The sequence below is a fragment of the Streptomyces sp. cg35 genome, assembly GCF_050410835.1.
Lineage (GTDB): Bacteria > Actinomycetota > Actinomycetes > Streptomycetales > Streptomycetaceae > Streptomyces.
This window is the reverse complement of sequence record NZ_CP191268.1, coordinates 7,628,415-7,643,902: the sequence shown is the minus strand read 5'-3', so window position 1 is coordinate 7,643,902 and position 15,488 is coordinate 7,628,415. Positions and strand designations below refer to the sequence as shown.

Sequence of the window (15,488 nt, the reverse complement as noted above, 5' to 3'; positions counted from 1 at the left end):
GTGGACGACAGAACGGCGGGGGCTTCCGCACTGAAGCGGCTGAGGAATCGGCGCGCCTGGTCCCTGTCCGTCCTCGCCCACGCCCTCGTCGACGCCGGCCGAGAACTTCACGTGCCGCACATGCCGACCGCGGCCAGCGTGCAGCGCACTGTATCCCGCTGGGAAGCCGGCAAGGCGGTCCCCGACGACCGGTATCAGCTGCTGCTGGCCTACGTGTACGCCACCACCCACTGCGGGCAGGTCAGCCTCGGCGCGGGATCAGACTTTGCTGAGCTCTGTGATGCGCTCGGGCTGCTGGGGGTGGGCGCCGGGCAGGTCGGCGAGACGCGCACCGCGGTGATACGGCATCTCACCGACCGTGGCGGCGCGTCGCTGCTCGCCTTTCTGACGCCGGGCGGGCAGCAGGGTCTGGCTGGGGCTCTCGCGGATCCGTCCCGCACCGACGATGTGGTGCTGGGCGATCTGGCGGCGACGGTCGACGGGGTTAACGCCCAGGTCGGCAGCCTGCCGTTCGTGCGGCTGCAGCTGATGCTGTCCCCCGCCGTCGAGGCCTGCCGCACCCTGCTCGCCGGGCCGGTGCCGGAGCCGCTGCTCCCCCAGCTGCGGTCCACCGCGGTGGCTGCGTCGACGCTGGCGGGCCGGCTGGCGTTCGAGACGCGCGACGACACCGCTTCCCGCGTCTTGTACGCGGAGGCCACCAGGACGGCGGGCGAGCTGTCGGAGCCGTGGCGGCAGGCCGGGGTCCACATGTCGCATGCCCTGGTGACCCTGTACTCGCAGGACGGTCTCGAGCGCCCTCGTGCTCTCGTGGATGCGGCGGTGCGGGCGGCCAGGACCGGCGACAGTGTTCTTGTCCGGGCGCGTGCGCACGCATTGCAGGCGGAGATTGCGGCCCGCGCCAATCTGGACCGGCAGGTGCAGACGGCGCTCGGTCTGGCCTGGTACGACATGGAAGCCACGCATGCCGGGGACCCGTCGTCGTCCAGCTTTTCGCCGGGTCACCTGCGGGGCTTCGAGGGCGTCTGCCAGCTGTGGGTCGGCGACCCGGCACGCGCCCACGATCAGTTTGCTGAGTCGGCTGCCACGCTGACGGCGCCGCGGGAGCAGGTGCAGCGGGCGATCGTCCGTACCGACCAGGCCCTGGCACGCATTCGCATGGGCTCCCCGCAGGAGGCTGCTGAGCTGCTGCACACGTGCGTGACGGCCGCGGCGACGACGGGCGGCAGGGTGCCTGCGATCCGGCTGCGCAGGGCCCGCCGGGAGCTGCGGCCGTGGCGGCGCGAGGACTGGGTGGCGGATCTCGACGACCACCTGATGGATGCCCTCGGGGCTTGATCGGAATATGCCGTCTTCGCTGGTGGCTGGGCTGTGTCGTACCGGCCGCCTAGGATTGACGCATGTCCCCCACTCCCCCGGCCACGGGCCTTCCGCGCCCGGCTGCGGTCATCAACGAGGAGATCCGTCTCCTGTGGCCGCATCCTGCGGTGCGGCTGTCGACGGAGCAGCGGGCCCGGTACGAGCTGCTCGTGGTGGAGTGGGCGGCGGCGGTGCGCGGGGAGATCGTGACGGCGGCCTGACGGCTACAGCTCGTCGAGCGCCGAGGTGTCGAGCAGGTCGATCTCCATCCGGAACGCTTCGATGGCCACGGCTTCGGCGCGCTGTTCTGGCGTCGCCTCCAAGGGAACGAAGATCTCGCCCTTCCAGGGGTGAGGCTTGATGATGTCGCGAAGCTCCACCGGCTCCTTCGGGAGACCGAACCCGCCAGGCTTGAAGTCCATGACTCCATCCTAGAGATCCTGCAACAGAAAGACCCCGCCCCAACGAGGGGGCGGGGTGTTTTGCGTGGAGTCTGAGACCCTTGGCCGCCACGTCCCCTGGACGCTGGGCTCCGGCGTGCACGCCCTGCCGCGCTTCCACGGTACGCCGGGGACGCGCTCGCCGTGAGGGAATCGTAATGGCGGGTTAGGAGAGCGCCATCCAGGCGAGGCCTCCGAACATCCCGAAGCCGCTGGTCAGCCAGATGACCGCCATGAACGCTTGGAACAGGCCGTACCGCACACCGAAGGCTTCCCAGTACTCGCGCCAAAGTCGCATGCCAGCAGGATGACAGAGCTGCGGCCGGGGAGCGCCGCCGCCGTGGATGAATCGTGAACGATCTATGATCTCGGTGTGGCTGACATCGACTCCCTGATCCCCCTTGAGCGGGCCGCGCGCGACGCGCACCAAGACCTCATCGCCCTGCAGGAACGCTTCGCCAGCCAGGGCGGGGAAGGCGTGCGGGTGCCGCCCGGGGAGTGGTCCGAGGAGCAGCACGCGGAATGCGACCGACTGCTGGAAGCCTGGCGGCAGGCGGCTGAGAAGAGCCTCGCCGCGCAGGCCGAAGCCGAGGACCGGCGGGCCGCAGAGAAGGCCGTGAAGCTCGCCGTGTACCACCCGCAGCCGGAGAGCGACGCGACCTGACAGCCGAGTGCCCCGCACCCGGTGCTGTACGGGACGGGGCCTCGTCGAGTAGCCATCGATCCGCAAGGTTGATGGATGAAGAAACGGTACCCCGCGCCACTGACAACGCCGGGGCTACGGCCAGGCTTTGAGGACGTCGCTGGTCTCGGTGTCGACGAGTTCGATGCGGGCGCCGTCGCGCCCCTGCTCGCCGACCCAGCCGGTCCACTTCTTCTCTGCGGTGGCGAGCAGGTTCCACCAGCCGTTGGCGACGCGCACGCCGCCGACGGTGAGGCTGACGCGATATCTGCCGGGTTCCTCGGTCACGCACCCACCTTCTTCCCGGTGGCGACCAGCAGGTGGGTGCGACACAGGTCGAGCCAGCGGGGTTCGTCGTCGAGGGTGACGATGCGGGTCGCGACCGCCATCACGCCGCACACGGAGCAGGGCACCGAGTCGGGCGGGGCGAGACGGCGGCGGCTGATGCGGGACGGCGGGCAGCTGGAGGGTGCCACGTCCAGGCCGGCCGGGTCGATGGCGAGGGTGGCGAGCGGGTCGTTCATGCCGCCTCCCGGGGCTCGTGTGGTGCTCGTGTGACTCCAGCATAGAATCGAACTTATGAGCGAGACCAGTCCTGCCGCCCGCATCGACATGCTGCGATTCACCCGCCGCGTCGTCGAGCAGCAGGCCATGGACCAGCTCGCCCAGATCGACCGGTGGATCGCCGACGAAGAACGCCGAACCGTCGAACAGGAGCAAGCAGCCCGACAACGCCCGCCCGAGCCGGAGTGGCTCATCGAGATGGGGCTGCAAGGGCACCGGCCCGTGTACGTCCACGTCGGCGGCTGCCACATGGCCGGCAAACGCTCCAAGCCGATCACCGCGGACCAGGCGCGCGTCGCCCTCTATGACCAGGTGCCGCCCTGCAGCCACTGCAACCCGGACACCGAGCTGGGGATCATCGACGTCTAGGCCGGCTTCGCCTTGCCTGTCGGCGTCCGCTTCGTCGCCTTCTTCGCCGTCGCCTTCTTGGCCGGTGCCTTCTTCGCGGTCTTCTTCGGCTTCAGCTCGTGGACGTCGGCGCGTTCGCCCTCGCCGCGGGACTCTCGGGCCTTCTGGACGGACTGTTCGAGTGCGGCCATGAGGTCAACAACCTGCCCGGCCGGCGCCTCCTCGGCCTCCGCGGTCGGCAGCTTCTTGCCCGCGGCCTTCGCCTTGATGACGTCCGCGAGCGCATCCGTGTACCGGTCGGTGGCCCAGTCCGCGTCGGCGATCGGCTCCTCGAGGGTCATGGAGTCGATGAGGAGGATCGCCTCGTCGACCTCCTTGTCTGTGATTTCCGCGGGCTTCGGGGCCAGGGTCTCCGGGGAGCGGATCTCGTCGGGCCATTTCAGGGCGTGCAGGGCGATCGCGTTCTCGACGACCCGCAGCAGGCCAAGGCGCTCGCGGCCGTGCCAGGCGAACTTGGCGATCGCCGCCTTCGAGTTCCGCTCGAGGGCCTGCCGCAGCAGCACGTAGGGCTTCGTGGCGACCTGCCCGTCGGTCTCTAGGTAGTAGCCCTCGCCGATCTGGATCGGATCGATCGACTCGTAGGGCACGAACGCGACGATCTCGATCGCCTTCGCCGTCGGGAGCGGGATGTCGCGCAGTTCGTCGTCGGAGATGGCGACAACCGTGTCTTTGGAGACCTCGTAACCCTTGCCGATCTCCACGTTCGAGACCTCGCGGTCCTCGACCTCGCAAATCTTCTTCGTGCGCACCCGGGCCATGTCCTCCAGGTGGTACTGGTGGAAGCGGATCGAATGATCCTCGGTGGCGGCCGTGACCTTGATCGGGATCGTGACCAGGCCGAACGATATGGCGCCGGTCCAGACGGGGCGGGGCATGACGAACCTCCATGGTCAGCCCCGAGACCATCAGCCTAAGCAGGCTGCGATCACCTCGCCAGCTTGTGCCCACACGGGTGCAGAGTCACCAGCCAGCCCAGAGTCCCGGCGTGACTCTCGTACACGGAGCCCATGTCCTGGCGCAGTCCGTAGACGGCGTCCTGCTCGACGTTCGAGACCTCGGTGGTGCACACCGGGCACGGAACAGGCTCGCCGGAAGCTTCCTTGGCACGCGCCGTGGCCTCGAACTCGGGAGTCCAGTAGGCGTCAGGGTGCTGCCAGTCGGCGACAGGGCCTTCGAGTCGAGTGCCGCCAAGCGGAGTGGTCCAGGTATCGGTCATGCGGCCAGCATGGCACGACCGGCCGATAGCATTCCCTCCCGCTGTCAGCCCCGCCAGCGACAATCACCGCATGGCGATCAAGATGCAGAACTACGGACTCCGCTGGACCAGCCCCGACGGCAAGGCGCACGCCTCCGCCGTCAGCTACGACAAGGCCAGCGCCGAGCACGAGAAGGCCAGGCTCGAAGCCGACGGATGCACCGACGTCGAGGTGCTGCCTACCAAGGTCGGGGAACTCCTCGAACCCAGAGCGTGACGCGCCCCGCCCTCGCGGGAGGTGGGGGCGGGCACTCATCAGCAGACGCTAGTCAGGCGATTGGGGTCAGCGCACTCTGCGGCACGCGAAGCAGCCTCCGACAATGCGGCACTGTCCGCGTTTGCCGCCTGCTGATCCTTCGCGGTCTGAGCTCTGGCGCGAAGCTCGGCACTGAAGCACGACGGATTCTGCAACACCAAGTTCACGAGCGTTGAGGCACGCCGGGACTTCTCGGCCGGATCCTCATTCGTATCAGCGCCGTTCTCCTCATCGACCAAGCGATCCACCGCCCCCTTCGGCTCCGAACACGCGCCGGCCGCGCTCTGGTCCGACTTCGGCGCCATCGCCCGGCCAGCGCCAAAACCGCCAGCTCCTGCGGCGATGACGAGTAGCGCGACACCGATCACAATGCGCGGCGTTCGGCTCCCGCCGCGTCTCACGACCTGGTCACCTTCATTGATGGACTCGCTCATGAGGCCCCCCTCTGGTGTTGAACGAGGGGATCCTACGACCCGCCACGCTCTGCCCGAGAGGGAGAGGGGGGCAACGTTCCTGCGAAATGGGCTTACGGTCCGAACATGAGCACTCCAAAGACCATCTACAGCCAGTCCGAAGCTCGACGTCTCCGCGCCCAACCCTGTCCCGACTGCGGGAAGATGAGCCGCGTCGACCGCAAGCTGCTCCCCGACATGAGCGACAGCGTCGACCGCGACGTATCCGTCCTCTGGCACTGCCCCGACAGCCTCTGCACTGGATACGACGGGTTCTCAATCGAGCAACGAGAGAACTAGTGGTGCGGGCTGGTGGGACGATGCCTCACCAGTAGAAGCCTCTCGATCACCAAGGAGCACCCATGGCCGAGGAGACATACCGAGTGACGTGGAAGCACGTCGACACCGGCAAGGACCACGTGCACGTCCAAGAGTTTCGGGACATCGACCAGGGCTACGACTTCTACCAGATGATGCAGCGGGACGGGTACTGCTACCAGGTCCGGTGGAGGTCTGACGTCGAAGCGACCTGACCTAGCCTATGTTTCATAGGTGGTCCCTCGTGAACTGAAACGCCGAGCCGAGATCGCCGCAGCTCGGTTTGTTTCATGGGGTGTTGCAAAACCACTGCGGTCTGCAACACCCCCATGAAACAATCGGGCATGGCCGCCGACCCGCACATCCTCGTCGAGCAACACGACTGCCCGATGTCCACCTGCCAAGCCCCCGCCGGCTCCCCCTGCCGGACGACCAAGGGCCGCGTCGCGATCCAGTACCACACCGCCCGGTTCCGACTCGTGTCGCAACTGAAGAAGGAACTCTCCGTTCCAACTCCCACGGAGCGAAAGCCCGGACAGCGGTGGGAAGCCCTCCCCGCCCCGGCGGCGACCAAGACTGGCGGCGCTACGGGCAACGTCCGCATCGGCTACGCGCGTGCCTCCACCGCCCGGCAGTCCGTCGACTACCAGCTGGATGCGCTCAACGACGCCGACGTCAGCCGGATCTTCTCCGAGAAGGTCAGCACCCGCGTCAAGGCCCGGCCCGAACTGACCAAGGCCATCGAGTTCGCCCGCGAACTCCGCACCACCGGCCTGGAGGTGACGCTCGTCGTCCACGAGCACAAGCGTCTCGGCCGCGGTGCCGACCTCGTCAACCTCGCCGAGAGCCTCAAGGAGTACGGCATCCGCCTGGAGTTCCTCACCGGCGAACTCCGCGGCGAACACGACTCGTCCGGCCCGATGTTCGCGTTCTGCGCAGCCATGTCCGGCATGGAGCGCGAGTACATCCGCGAACGCACCCTCGACGGGCACGAGACCGCCCGCAAGAACGGCAAGACGATCGGCGGCGCCAGCGTCACCGACAACGACATGCTCGACATGGCACTCCGCCTGCGCGACCAAAACCTCAGCCTGCGCGAGATCGCAGGCAGGCTCGTCATCACCAGCGGCAAGAAGAAGGGACAGCACCCTTCCGCGGCGACCGTGATGCGGATGCTCCGCGACCACGACGAGGCGGCAGCCATGGCCAGCTGACCACCCGCGATACCGCATGTTATCGGGGGCGGCCCATGGTCAACTCGCGGCGCCCAAGGGAACGTTATGCGCTATCTGCTCGGCCAGGAGGTCGTTAGGGGGCGAGCCTGCCGCTACCCTCCCGGCATGACAGAACGAGCACCTTTCCATCCCGGCGACGGCCGGCAGCGGTACGTCGGCCCTGCCACGGTCGTCTTCTCGGACGGACGCGAGGTCGAAGTCTCCGCATCCCTCGTTCTTCGATACGACCCAACGCGAACCGACAACCGTGAGTCCGACCGGGACAGTACGTGGGCGGGCAGCATCAGCATCATCGACGAAGACTCCGGAGTGGACCTCGGCGATGCGTTCCCGGGGCTTCTCCGAATGCCCGACGGTCGCGAGAGCGCGTTCGTGGCCACCGGCGGGCCCAACACGAGCGGCTGTTCTGCCATCGGGCCGGCACCCTTCGGCCTGCCTATCCTTGAGGTCAGCGGACCCACTCAGGAAGATCTGGCGAGTCTCCTTCTGACGCACCAGGAAGTACTCGTCAAAGCCATTCGCGCCCTTGGCGGCACCTGGGACACGGCCCGTGCTGTCGCAACCTTGCACGATGCAGGCCATGGAGACGGGGACCGGAGGCAGCAAGAGAAGCGGGCCCGGCAAGCGCTTCGTGATGTTGCCGCCACAGGAGTCATCGCGAAGACCGATCCGAGGAGCGCCACGTACCGTCTCGTCGAGCAATAGCACCAGACGCAGAGGGTCGTTGCCTGCCGGCTCCGCGCATGCGGTGAGGCGCGGCCCGCCCCCGCCAAAGGGGATTGCACGAGCCGCGCCTCAGAAGGTGGGGTCAGCACCCAGTACGTCCACCGTAGGGGCAGCGGTCGGACGGCGGCCAGGAGTCCGCGAACCCGGACAGATCCTGAGCCAACCCTTCTCCCCTATATACGGAGTCCGCTACGCCCGGATCACGAGACGGTGACGGGGTGCACGGTTCAACCACATGTGGCATACCGTGTTCCGGCTAGCTCAACTCTGGGGGGAATCATGCGCGTTCGCGCTGCAGCCGTGACGGCTGCCCTGTTACTGGCCGGACTCACCGCATGCGGCGGTAGCGGCAGCGACGACAAGGCCGAGACGAAGCCGAGCCCGGCGAAGTCGAGCGCCAAGAACAAGGTCGACTGTACCGACGAGAGCCTCAGCCAAGCCGAGTGGATGAAGTCCTGCTCCGACGAAGGCGGCGACGCGAGCGCCGGCCCCGAGGAAGGCGCGGGCACCGGCGGCGACGGGACGGCTGGCACAGGCAAGCTGGCGTGGGGGAAGCCGGCCAGCACGACCGGCGACCAGGACTTCGACACGGGTGGCGGAACGCTCGAGGTGACGCCGACGACCATCACCTACCAGGAGAAGGCGATGGGGTCCGAGGCGGTGAACGGGCTATTCGCCATCATCACCGTCAAGGATGAGGCAGTCGGCGATGCTGCTGCGGCGGAGTCTGCTCCGGCTGGTGGCGGCGGCTGGCAGTGGATTGCCCCCGACGGGCAGGCATTGGACGAGGGCGAGAACGATGCGTCGAGCATCACGCCGCAGGGCTTCACGGGCGGCGGCAAGGTGCAGGCAGGTTCGTGGGCGTGGCGCACGATCGCGTTCGACATCAGCAAGACGCAGCGGGGCGGCAAGCTCGTCTACGTGGATGGCACCGGCCAGGCGTTCCAGTGGAAGGCGCCAGCGAAGGAGACTGGGCCGGAGCTCGCCAAGCTGAAGAAGGGCATGGAGGGCGAATATTAGACGCTACGAGGGGTGGGTATCGTTCAGTTGCCGATAGCTGCAAACGGTCCGGCGAAGTCCGTCCCCGCGTTGGACGCAGGGTTGAATGACGTGGGGAGTGCGGTCCGGCCGGACCCGTTCATGGCGAAGCAGTAGGCCTGCGGCGCCATGTTCAAGTTGGCGGCGGTCTCGACGCCGGTCCAGCCGGATGCCCGAGTCAGCGTGGGCGGGGTCGCGGCGTTGAAGACCATGCCAGCCCAGTAGAACGCGCCCGCCGCTACGTTCTGGCTACTGATCGTCGTGGACTTCGGGCCTGCTGAGGAGATGACGGAGTCGACATTCGCGGCGGCAAGCAGGTTGCCGCTGGAACTGTACAGGCCGACTTCGTTCCTGGCCGCGACGGGCGACGACCCGGGGTTGCCGATCCACCACCAGATCTTCGAGACGGGCCCGTCGGCAGCGACATTGATGCGCACCAGGTAGAGGACGCCGTTGACCAACTGCGTGCTGTTGACGGCAAGCGCCGGCGGATAGCACCAGCCAGCGAGCCCGTGAGCGGCTGGCGTGTCTTGGCCGAGCGCGTACCCAGTGGTGGCTAGCGGCCCCGTGAGGGTGCCGCCGGAGATCGGCAGGGCGCCGACGTCTGCTGCGGTGAGTGGGTCGCTGCCGCCCGTGGCGTGGCTGGCCTTGTGGGCGAGCGGGGTGCGCGCGTCGTTGAGGCGGCTGTCGTTTCCGGCGGCGACGGTGCCGCTGGTGGTGCCGACGCTGCGGGTTGCGGCGTCACCGAGTCCCAGGTTGTTGCGGGCGGTCGTTGCGCTCTGCAGGTCGGAGAGGTTGCTGGTCTTGGCGAGCTTGCCGTCGGCGTAGGCGCGATCCCCGTGCGGATCGGTCGCGGATGCGTGCCCGGCAAGCGCGGTGGCAGCGGCATCTCGATCGCCGTGCGGATCAGTGGCGGTGACGTGGGCGGCGAGGGCGTTGCTGGCCGCTGCTCGGTCTCCGTGCGGGTCGGTTGCCTCAGTGTGAGCAGTGACCTTGGCGGTGGCGTCCGTGCCCGCCGATGCGACGGCAGCGTTGGCCTTCGTAGTGGCGTCTGCTGCTGCGGCGCTGGTCGCGGCTGCCTGTGCGGCACTCGCGGAGCCGGCCGGGTCGTAGGCGTTGTCGGCGCGCTGCTGCTCGGTGGCGATCGCCGTGTTGACCTTGGCCTGCGCTCCGGTCTTCGTCTCGAGCGCCGTCGTGTCGGCAATGCCGTGGACGGTGCTGGTCGCGGCTGCGTGCGCGCCGAGCGCGGTGGTGGCGGCGGCGCGGTCGCCGTGGGGGTCTGATGCGGCGACGTGCGCACTGACCTTGCTGGTGGCGTCGGCCGCTGCGGCGATCTGGGCGGAGGTGGCTGCGCCCTTCGCGTCGTAGGCGTTGTTGGCGCGGGTGACCTCGCCGGCGATGGCGTTGTCGGTGTAGGCGTTGGCTGCGGTGAGCGATCCTCCCCCGGTGCCGTCGTCGCCCGGGTCTCCCTTGTCTCCCTTGGGGCCGGGTACGGCGATGTAGTCGGCCTTGGCGGGGTCGACTTGTTCCAGGTCGGCGAGGTCGACCTGCTCTTGGCTGGAGTCGATGAAGATTCTGAAGGAGCGTGCGGGGGTGCCGGTGACGCTGACGGTGACGAGCCATTGCCAGCCGGAGGGATTCATCCCGTCGAGGTCATTCGGGAGGAGCCTTACGCCGACGGCGCCTTCGGGGTCGACGAGGTCGCCGTCCGAGTTGAAGCTGTACGTGCCGCTGCCGGTGAACACGCGGTCGTGTTCGGCGAGGGCGATGACGGGGACGCTGGGCGTGAACCGCACCGTGCCCTCGGCTGGCGCGCCGCCTGCCGGAGTGTTGGCGCCGTAGGTGACGAGGACCGTGGGGATGCCGTCGGGGAAGTACATGGCAGGCTCCTCAACTGCTCATCTGGATGGCGGTGACCTGCACGGTGACCGGTTGTCCGAGGGCGAGCAGGCTCGTGTTCTTGAGGGTGACAGTGCAGCCCGTCGTGGTCTTGCTGGTGATCGGGTAGACCACGACGATGCTGCTGAGCAGGGTCTGTGCGCCGTCGAGTTGAACGATCGCCGTGTAGGTGGTGGACGGCATCGGGCTGTCGAACGTGACAGGGATTCCGACGCTCGCGCCGGCGCCGAGGCTGAGGGTTGGCGTGGCCTTGCCTGTAGTGCCTGTCAGCCTGCGGGTTTCCAGCGCGGCCGCCCGGGTCTCTAGGGCTGTGACGCGGGCGGCGAGCGCCGTGAGAGCTGCGGTGGTGGCGGCGCCGATGTCGGCAGGGTTGACGGGGTCGGCGCCGCTCGAGCTGTGACTCGTAGCGTGCCCTTTGGGGGTGCGCGCGTCCGTCAGCCGGCTGTCGGTGCCCTTGGCGTAGGCGGCGTCGGCTCTGGTCTGCTCGCCGTTCATTGCCGTCTGGATCGCCGAGTCGGCACGCGCCTTCTCTGTACCCACTTGCTGGTCGGTGTAGGTCTTCGCTGCGGACAATGCCGCTGTGGCAACCCCGGCGGCATCGTAGGCCCCGTCTGCCCGCTGCTTCTCTGCGGTCACCTGTTGGTCGGTGTACGTCTTGGCTGTGGCCACGGCACCGGTCGCGGCGGTTGTAGCGGCTCCCGTGGCGTCGTAGGCGCCGTCGGCCCGCGCCTTCTCCCCCGCCGTCTGCTGGTCCGTATACGTCTTGGCGGCGTCCAATGCGCTCTTGGCGGCCGAGAGTCCGATGCCGGACCGGTCGTAGCGGTCGTCGGAGACGGTGCGTTCCGTGGTCGCGGACGCCTGTACGGCGGCGGCCGTGTGCTCACGGGCCGCAGTCTGTGCGGCAGCTGCCGCGCCGGCGGGATCGTACTTCCCGTCGGATGTGGCCCGCTCGGTCGCAATAGCCTGGGCGAGCTTGGTACCCGCGTCCTGCTTCGCCTGGTCGCCCGCCGCCGTGGCGGCCCCGGCCTTGTCGTAGGCGCTGTCGGCTCGCTGCCGTTCTGCCGCCACCTGCGTGTCGGTGTACGCGGCCGCGTCAGTGACGGCCGCCTGTCGCGTCAGCCCTGCGGCGCCAGCTGGCTCGTAGGCCCCGTCTGCGCGTTGGCGTTCCGCGGCGGCGAGGCTGGCGGCTTCTCCGGCGGCGGCCTGGCGTGCCTGGTCGGCTGCACCGGCAGGGTCGTAGGCGGCGTCGGAGCGAGTGCGCTCTTGTGCGACGGCGGTGTCGATGTAGGCGATGGCCTCCGGCCCCGTCGTTCCGTCGGCTTCGCGGGGTTCGTAGGCGGCGTCGGCTCGAGCGCGTTCCGCGTCGACGGTCTCGGTCACGAAGTCGCGGAGCTGCTGGAGGGTGTTGGCGCTCGAGCCTGCGCGCTCGTAGGCGGCGTCGGCCCTGGATGCCTCGCCTGTGACGGCGGTGTCGGTGTAGCTGCGGGCGGTATCGAGGGCTGTGGCCGCTGCGCCTTTCGCCTCGTAGGTGGCGTCGGCTCGCGTCTTCTCGGCTGCGATGGCGTCGGCGGTGGTGGTCTCGGCCTTGGTGACGGCTGCCTGTTGCGCGCTCTGGGCGGCGCCGGTGGGTTCGTAGGCGGAGTCAGAGCGTTCGACTTCGGCGGCGAGCGCTTCGGTGGTGTGGCCGACGGCGGTGCTGACCGCGGTGGTCTTGGCCTGGGCTGCGGAGCCGGCGGGGTCGGCGCCGATGGCCTGCGGGGTGACGACGGTCCAGTCGACTGCGGCGGCGGGTCCGCGTTCGCCTTGCTCGCCCTGGGGGCCGACGAGCGTGGCCAGGAACTCGGCTTCGGTGCGGCCTTCGTTGCCGGGCTGGGCTTCCCAGATCTCGTAGGCGGAGGCGCCTGCCGGGCCTGCGACGGGCAGGTATTCGGTAGCGTCCGGGTCGACTTGCTGGATTTTGGAGAGGTCGATGACGGGCTGGTCGACGCTGAGGTGGATGGTGTAGGTGCGGGGTTGCTCGCCGGAGTGGTCGGTGACGGTCCAGTACCAGGTGGTGGGGTTGCAGCCGGGTACGTCGTTCGGGAGTAGCCGGACGCCGATCGCGCCTTCTGGGTCGACGAGTTGGCCGCGCCGGTTGAACCGGTAGGTGCCGGAGCCGGTGAACACGATCTCGTCATCCGCCATGGTGACCGCGGGCACGGACGGCGTGAACTTCACCCAGCGGCTGCGCGGGATGGCTCGGCCGCCGGCTGGCGTCATGGCGGTGTAGTGGACGCGCGTCGTGGGGGTGCCGTCCGGGAAGGGCATCTCACGCTCCGGGGTGTTCTCGCTGGGCTTTCAGGAGCAGGCGGGTGCGCTGGATCATGAGGGTGGCGATGGCGAGGACGGTGACGGTGCGGACGCCGCGCATGACGATGGCGAAGCAGCCGTCGGGCCAGAAGCTGATGAGCACCGTGTAGGTGCAGAGGAGTCCGACGGCGGCGGCGAACAGCATGAGGTTGCGGCCGATCTCGCCTCGCCACCATGTGGCTTTCGCGTGGTAGCTGACCATGAAAACCAGGCAGGCGATGGCTGCGATGGTTGAGCCGCCGATGTTGATCCACTGGTCCACGGTGATGTCCCTCATGATGTTGCTCCTCTGAACGCCTCAGCGATTCGTTCGGCGAGGTGGTTCTCTTGACGGGCCCGTCGGAGGGGGGCGACGGCTGCGTCGACGCTGGGCTGTCGTGCTTCTGCTGCTTTCCGTGCAGTCCGAGACCGCTCTAGGGCGGCCTCGGACGCTCGCAGGTCGGGTCGTTCATGGCCTCCGAGGAGGCGTCGGATCCAGGCGATCACCGGGGTTCACCTCCTCCCCGGCGCGTAGGGGCTGTGGGAGGGCGGCGAGAAGGGGGCCGGTGAGCTTGGCCATCTCGAGCAGCTCTTCGGTTTGATCATGGTCGGCCTTGCGGGCAGCCTCCGACTCGAGGAAGGCAGCCCGCCAGTTATCTCTGTCGGCTATCAGATCCTCGTGGGTGCGCCTCGGGATGAGCCGGCCGGTGAGGATGAACAGGACGACGAGTACTAGGAGTGCGACGGCTCCTGCGTCGGTGGGGGCGACGCCAAAGAACTCATTCACCGGAGCCTCCGCTCGTGGGTCTGATCAGGCTGCGGTCTTGACGGGGCTGGTCTGTTCGAGCCTGGTCTCGGGGACGGGGGCGGTGACCTTCTCGCGCAGCCACAGGGTCAGGACCGCTGCGATGGCGGCCATCACCTTGCTCTGGTGCTCGGCGGACCAGTCGAGCCCGAGGCCGACGCAGAGCGCCATGACGGCCTGGGCGAACTGGAGGAGCATGGCGGCGAGCGCGCCGTTCTTCAGGACGATCGCGGTGATGACGCCGACTGCCGCGGCGGAGACTGCGTTGATGGCGGTCTGGGTGCCGTCGGAGATGTCGACTCCGAACGCGGACAGGGCCTGGAGGGCGGCGGCGATGAAGCCGAGCAGGTAGACGGGCTCGCGGCCGAAGAGTCTCACGGTGTTCTCCTAGACGGGTTGGGCGAGTTGGCGGCAGCCGATGACGGTGCCGGTGCTGTTGCGGACTTCGCGGTAGGGGACGAGGAGGTCGCTGCGCCGGGGTGTGATGGCGAGGGCGACGGGGAGCGAGACGATGTAGCTGAGGCCGCCCTGACGGTCCGGGAGGCCCTCGATGTGTCCGTACTCGATGCGCTCGACGGGGATGCCGTCGCGATGCACTCGGGTTTGGGGTTCCATGTCGAGGCGGGCCGGGGTCGGCTCCGGGTTGATGACGCGCAGGAGTCCCCAGTCCGGTTCGTCGACGCCGTCGGGCCGGTCGTCGGCGTAGATCCGGATGGGGTGCGGCGTCAGGTTGAGGATCACGCGACGACCTCAAACCCGGCCTTCTTGCCGAGCGCGGTGAGCGAGCTCTTGCCGGGGATGCCGTCGGCGTCTTTGCCGCTGTAGCCCAGGGAGCGCTGCCACTTGGCGTAGGCGGTGACGGTGGTGGAGCCGAAGGAGCCGTCGCCGGCGTAGGCCTTGCCGAGGTGGCCGAGCTTGACGAGGGCGGCTTCGACGAGGTTGGTGCCCGCCATGTACGTGACGTGCCCCTGCTTGGCGCCCGGGTCGGTCTTCGCGGCGGCGACGAGCCGCGAGAGGTCGACGCGCGGTGTGGACGGGGTGGGCTTCGGCGTGGTGGCGGGCTTGCCGGGCTTGGTGGCGAGCTGCTTCTTCACGTCGGCGCGGAAGATGTCCATGTCGAATGACGGGTCGATCTTGCCGGGCTGGCATTCCTTGTGTCCGGCGATGGACTTTTCGGTCCAGCCGTGGGCGCGGCAGAGGGCGGCGGCCCACAGGACGGCGTTGCGGTACTGGGCGGCCGGGTATGGGTCCTTGCCGTTGCCGAGGTTTTCGATCTCCAGGCCGTACAGGCAGTCGTTGCCGTCGGCGTTGGCCTGGTCGTCTTTGGGGAGCGGGGACCTCTCGGCGCGGAGGGCGTTGAGGACGTCGAGGTCGACGAGTCCGGCATGGTTGGCGCGGCCGTGGCCGAGCATCCACAGGCCCGCGGTCTTGCCGAGCCAGGAGTGGCAGAGCGGTCCGGGTAGGTCGGAACGGCCGTTGTAGCAGAGTTCTTTGTCGCCACGTCCGGCGGTGTGGTGGATGAGCACGCCGATGACGGGGCCGAAGGTCTTGCCTGTGGCCTTGTCTCGGTTGTGGGTTGGCCAGCCCGTGTGTTCGTGGACGGTGAGGCCCTCCGCCTTGAGGGCGGTGAGCATCTGTTGGGCTGTCAGCGGTGTGGCCATGGGTGCCTCCGGTGCGGTGTGCCGACTCCAACGCAGCACTCACCTTCGAATCATAGGCTAACTAG

Annotated in this window: 25 protein-coding genes; 10 read left to right on the top strand and 15 right to left on the bottom strand. The window is 68.5% G+C overall.

The genetic code is table 11. The features are described 5' to 3' along the window. Both ACQUQD_RS35305 and ACQUQD_RS35300 read left to right on the top strand, forming a co-directional pair. On the top strand, window positions 1-1,335 hold the full coding sequence (locus tag ACQUQD_RS35305) for a hypothetical protein (protein ID WP_428956260.1): 1,335 nt from the start codon (window positions 1-3) through the stop codon (window positions 1,333-1,335). A 62-nt stretch (window positions 1,336-1,397) separates the two neighbouring features. Next, complete coding sequence (locus tag ACQUQD_RS35300; RefSeq protein WP_428956259.1) at window positions 1,398-1,577, top strand: hypothetical protein; 180 nt, start codon at window positions 1,398-1,400, stop codon at window positions 1,575-1,577. A 3-nt stretch (window positions 1,578-1,580) separates the two neighbouring features. Here ACQUQD_RS35300 and ACQUQD_RS35295 read toward each other — a convergent pair whose 3' ends face one another. Next, window positions 1,581-1,778 (bottom strand): hypothetical protein, encoded by a 198-nt coding sequence (locus ACQUQD_RS35295; RefSeq protein ID WP_428956258.1) that lies wholly within the window; start codon window positions 1,776-1,778, stop codon window positions 1,581-1,583. A 184-nt stretch (window positions 1,779-1,962) separates the two neighbouring features. Then, window positions 1,963-2,094, bottom strand: coding sequence for a hypothetical protein (locus ACQUQD_RS35290; RefSeq protein WP_428956257.1), 132 nt, complete (start codon window positions 2,092-2,094; stop codon window positions 1,963-1,965). A gap of 75 nt (window positions 2,095-2,169) precedes the next feature. Here ACQUQD_RS35290 and ACQUQD_RS35285 point away from each other — a divergent pair, with 75 nt between their 5' ends. After that, window positions 2,170-2,460, top strand: coding sequence for a hypothetical protein (locus ACQUQD_RS35285; protein WP_428956256.1), 291 nt, complete (start codon window positions 2,170-2,172; stop codon window positions 2,458-2,460). Between the two features lie 114 nt (window positions 2,461-2,574). Here the strand turns inward: ACQUQD_RS35285 and ACQUQD_RS35280 are convergent, their stop codons facing one another. Beyond that, window positions 2,575-2,766 (bottom strand): hypothetical protein, encoded by a 192-nt coding sequence (locus tag ACQUQD_RS35280; RefSeq protein WP_428956255.1) that lies wholly within the window; start codon window positions 2,764-2,766, stop codon window positions 2,575-2,577. Then, on the bottom strand, window positions 2,763-3,002 hold the full coding sequence (locus ACQUQD_RS35275; protein ID WP_428956254.1) for a hypothetical protein: 240 nt from the start codon (window positions 3,000-3,002) through the stop codon (window positions 2,763-2,765). Before ACQUQD_RS35275 ends, ACQUQD_RS35280 begins: the two co-directional genes overlap by 4 nt. 55 nt (window positions 3,003-3,057) lie before the next feature. Here ACQUQD_RS35275 and ACQUQD_RS35270 point away from each other — a divergent pair, with 55 nt between their 5' ends. Next, window positions 3,058-3,411, top strand: a complete 354-nt coding sequence (locus tag ACQUQD_RS35270) for a DUF6233 domain-containing protein (protein ID WP_428956253.1) — start codon at window positions 3,058-3,060, stop codon at window positions 3,409-3,411. On the opposite strand, the gene ACQUQD_RS35265 is transcribed toward ACQUQD_RS35270, so the two are convergent. Next, entirely contained in the window at window positions 3,408-4,325 is a 918-nt protein-coding gene (locus ACQUQD_RS35265; RefSeq protein WP_428956252.1) for a Ku protein, read from the bottom strand. The genes ACQUQD_RS35270 and ACQUQD_RS35265 overlap by 4 nt on opposite strands. A 50-nt stretch (window positions 4,326-4,375) precedes the next feature. Further along, window positions 4,376-4,666 carry a hypothetical protein gene (locus ACQUQD_RS35260; RefSeq protein ID WP_428956251.1) on the bottom strand — a complete coding sequence of 97 codons (291 nt, stop codon included), beginning with the start codon at window positions 4,664-4,666 and terminating at the stop codon, window positions 4,376-4,378. Between the two features lie 70 nt (window positions 4,667-4,736). Here ACQUQD_RS35260 and ACQUQD_RS35255 point away from each other — a divergent pair, with 70 nt between their 5' ends. Then, window positions 4,737-4,922 carry a hypothetical protein gene (locus ACQUQD_RS35255; RefSeq protein WP_428956250.1) on the top strand — a complete coding sequence of 62 codons (186 nt, stop codon included), beginning with the start codon at window positions 4,737-4,739 and terminating at the stop codon, window positions 4,920-4,922. Between the two features lie 38 nt (window positions 4,923-4,960). On the opposite strand, the gene ACQUQD_RS35250 is transcribed toward ACQUQD_RS35255, so the two are convergent. Further along, window positions 4,961-5,395, bottom strand: a complete 435-nt coding sequence (locus ACQUQD_RS35250) for a hypothetical protein (RefSeq protein WP_428956249.1) — start codon at window positions 5,393-5,395, stop codon at window positions 4,961-4,963. A gap of 105 nt (window positions 5,396-5,500) precedes the next feature. Here ACQUQD_RS35250 and ACQUQD_RS35245 point away from each other — a divergent pair, with 105 nt between their 5' ends. The 5 genes from ACQUQD_RS35245 to ACQUQD_RS35225 all read left to right on the top strand — a co-directional run bounded on the left by ACQUQD_RS35245 (window position 5,501) and on the right by ACQUQD_RS35225 (window position 8,712). Further along, on the top strand, window positions 5,501-5,713 hold the full coding sequence (locus ACQUQD_RS35245; protein WP_428956248.1) for a hypothetical protein: 213 nt from the start codon (window positions 5,501-5,503) through the stop codon (window positions 5,711-5,713). A gap of 62 nt (window positions 5,714-5,775) precedes the next feature. Next, entirely contained in the window at window positions 5,776-5,946 is a 171-nt protein-coding gene (locus ACQUQD_RS35240; RefSeq protein WP_428956247.1) for a hypothetical protein, read from the top strand. 129 nt (window positions 5,947-6,075) lie between these two features. Further along, window positions 6,076-6,945, top strand: coding sequence for a recombinase family protein (locus tag ACQUQD_RS35235; protein ID WP_428956246.1), 870 nt, complete (start codon window positions 6,076-6,078; stop codon window positions 6,943-6,945). 126 nt (window positions 6,946-7,071) lie between these two features. After that, window positions 7,072-7,671: a hypothetical protein gene (locus tag ACQUQD_RS35230; RefSeq protein WP_428956245.1), complete on the top strand. Its 600-nt coding sequence runs from the start codon at window positions 7,072-7,074 to the stop codon at window positions 7,669-7,671. A 321-nt stretch (window positions 7,672-7,992) separates the two neighbouring features. After that, window positions 7,993-8,712: a hypothetical protein gene (locus ACQUQD_RS35225; protein WP_428956244.1), complete on the top strand. Its 720-nt coding sequence runs from the start codon at window positions 7,993-7,995 to the stop codon at window positions 8,710-8,712. A 23-nt stretch (window positions 8,713-8,735) separates the two neighbouring features. Here ACQUQD_RS35225 and ACQUQD_RS35220 read toward each other — a convergent pair whose 3' ends face one another. From ACQUQD_RS35220 to ACQUQD_RS35185, 8 genes are read right to left on the bottom strand one after another with little or no spacing between them, the layout of a single operon-like run. Then, on the bottom strand, window positions 8,736-10,610 hold the full coding sequence (locus tag ACQUQD_RS35220; RefSeq protein WP_428956243.1) for a hypothetical protein: 1,875 nt from the start codon (window positions 10,608-10,610) through the stop codon (window positions 8,736-8,738). Between the two features lie 10 nt (window positions 10,611-10,620). Further along, window positions 10,621-12,936, bottom strand: coding sequence for a hypothetical protein (locus ACQUQD_RS35215; RefSeq protein ID WP_428956242.1), 2,316 nt, complete (start codon window positions 12,934-12,936; stop codon window positions 10,621-10,623). Between the two features lies 1 nt (window position 12,937). Further along, window positions 12,938-13,255: a putative phage holin gene (locus ACQUQD_RS35210; RefSeq protein WP_428956241.1), complete on the bottom strand. Its 318-nt coding sequence runs from the start codon at window positions 13,253-13,255 to the stop codon at window positions 12,938-12,940. After that, window positions 13,252-13,464 carry a DUF7620 family protein gene (locus ACQUQD_RS35205; protein ID WP_428956240.1) on the bottom strand — a complete coding sequence of 71 codons (213 nt, stop codon included), beginning with the start codon at window positions 13,462-13,464 and terminating at the stop codon, window positions 13,252-13,254. Before ACQUQD_RS35205 ends, ACQUQD_RS35210 begins: the two co-directional genes overlap by 4 nt. Then, complete coding sequence (locus tag ACQUQD_RS35200) at window positions 13,427-13,744, bottom strand: hypothetical protein (protein WP_420032214.1); 318 nt, start codon at window positions 13,742-13,744, stop codon at window positions 13,427-13,429. Before ACQUQD_RS35200 ends, ACQUQD_RS35205 begins: the two co-directional genes overlap by 38 nt. Window positions 13,745-13,768: 24 nt before the next feature. Continuing rightward, entirely contained in the window at window positions 13,769-14,140 is a 372-nt protein-coding gene (locus ACQUQD_RS35195) for a hypothetical protein (RefSeq protein ID WP_428956239.1), read from the bottom strand. Between the two features lie 9 nt (window positions 14,141-14,149). Next, window positions 14,150-14,503, bottom strand: coding sequence for a hypothetical protein (locus ACQUQD_RS35190; RefSeq protein WP_428956238.1), 354 nt, complete (start codon window positions 14,501-14,503; stop codon window positions 14,150-14,152). Continuing rightward, window positions 14,500-15,423 (bottom strand): N-acetylmuramoyl-L-alanine amidase, encoded by a 924-nt coding sequence (locus ACQUQD_RS35185; protein WP_428956237.1) that lies wholly within the window; start codon window positions 15,421-15,423, stop codon window positions 14,500-14,502. The genes ACQUQD_RS35190 and ACQUQD_RS35185 overlap by 4 nt, the downstream gene beginning before the upstream one ends. Window positions 15,424-15,488: the final 65 nt, after the last annotated feature.

Coding starts and splice junctions, on each gene's coding strand:
- ACQUQD_RS35300 (WP_428956259.1), top strand. CDS start 1,398: ATGTCCCCCACTCCCCCGGCCACGGGCCTTCCGCGCCCGGCTGCGGTC.
- ACQUQD_RS35295 (WP_428956258.1), bottom strand. CDS start 1,778: ATGGACTTCAAGCCTGGCGGGTTCGGTCTCCCGAAGGAGCCGGTGGAG.
- ACQUQD_RS35290 (WP_428956257.1), bottom strand. CDS start 2,094: ATGCGACTTTGGCGCGAGTACTGGGAAGCCTTCGGTGTGCGGTACGGC.
- ACQUQD_RS35275 (WP_428956254.1), bottom strand. CDS start 3,002: ATGAACGACCCGCTCGCCACCCTCGCCATCGACCCGGCCGGCCTGGAC.
- ACQUQD_RS35270 (WP_428956253.1), top strand. CDS start 3,058: ATGAGCGAGACCAGTCCTGCCGCCCGCATCGACATGCTGCGATTCACC.
- ACQUQD_RS35265 (WP_428956252.1), bottom strand. CDS start 4,325: ATGCCCCGCCCCGTCTGGACCGGCGCCATATCGTTCGGCCTGGTCACG.
- ACQUQD_RS35260 (WP_428956251.1), bottom strand. CDS start 4,666: ATGACCGATACCTGGACCACTCCGCTTGGCGGCACTCGACTCGAAGGC.
- ACQUQD_RS35255 (WP_428956250.1), top strand. CDS start 4,737: ATGGCGATCAAGATGCAGAACTACGGACTCCGCTGGACCAGCCCCGAC.
- ACQUQD_RS35250 (WP_428956249.1), bottom strand. CDS start 5,395: ATGAGCGAGTCCATCAATGAAGGTGACCAGGTCGTGAGACGCGGCGGG.
- ACQUQD_RS35245 (WP_428956248.1), top strand. CDS start 5,501: ATGAGCACTCCAAAGACCATCTACAGCCAGTCCGAAGCTCGACGTCTC.
- ACQUQD_RS35240 (WP_428956247.1), top strand. CDS start 5,776: ATGGCCGAGGAGACATACCGAGTGACGTGGAAGCACGTCGACACCGGC.
- ACQUQD_RS35235 (WP_428956246.1), top strand. CDS start 6,076: ATGGCCGCCGACCCGCACATCCTCGTCGAGCAACACGACTGCCCGATG.
- ACQUQD_RS35230 (WP_428956245.1), top strand. CDS start 7,072: ATGACAGAACGAGCACCTTTCCATCCCGGCGACGGCCGGCAGCGGTAC.
- ACQUQD_RS35220 (WP_428956243.1), bottom strand. CDS start 10,610: ATGTACTTCCCCGACGGCATCCCCACGGTCCTCGTCACCTACGGCGCC.
- ACQUQD_RS35215 (WP_428956242.1), bottom strand. CDS start 12,936: ATGCCCTTCCCGGACGGCACCCCCACGACGCGCGTCCACTACACCGCC.
- ACQUQD_RS35210 (WP_428956241.1), bottom strand. CDS start 13,255: ATGAGGGACATCACCGTGGACCAGTGGATCAACATCGGCGGCTCAACC.
- ACQUQD_RS35185 (WP_428956237.1), bottom strand. CDS start 15,423: ATGGCCACACCGCTGACAGCCCAACAGATGCTCACCGCCCTCAAGGCG.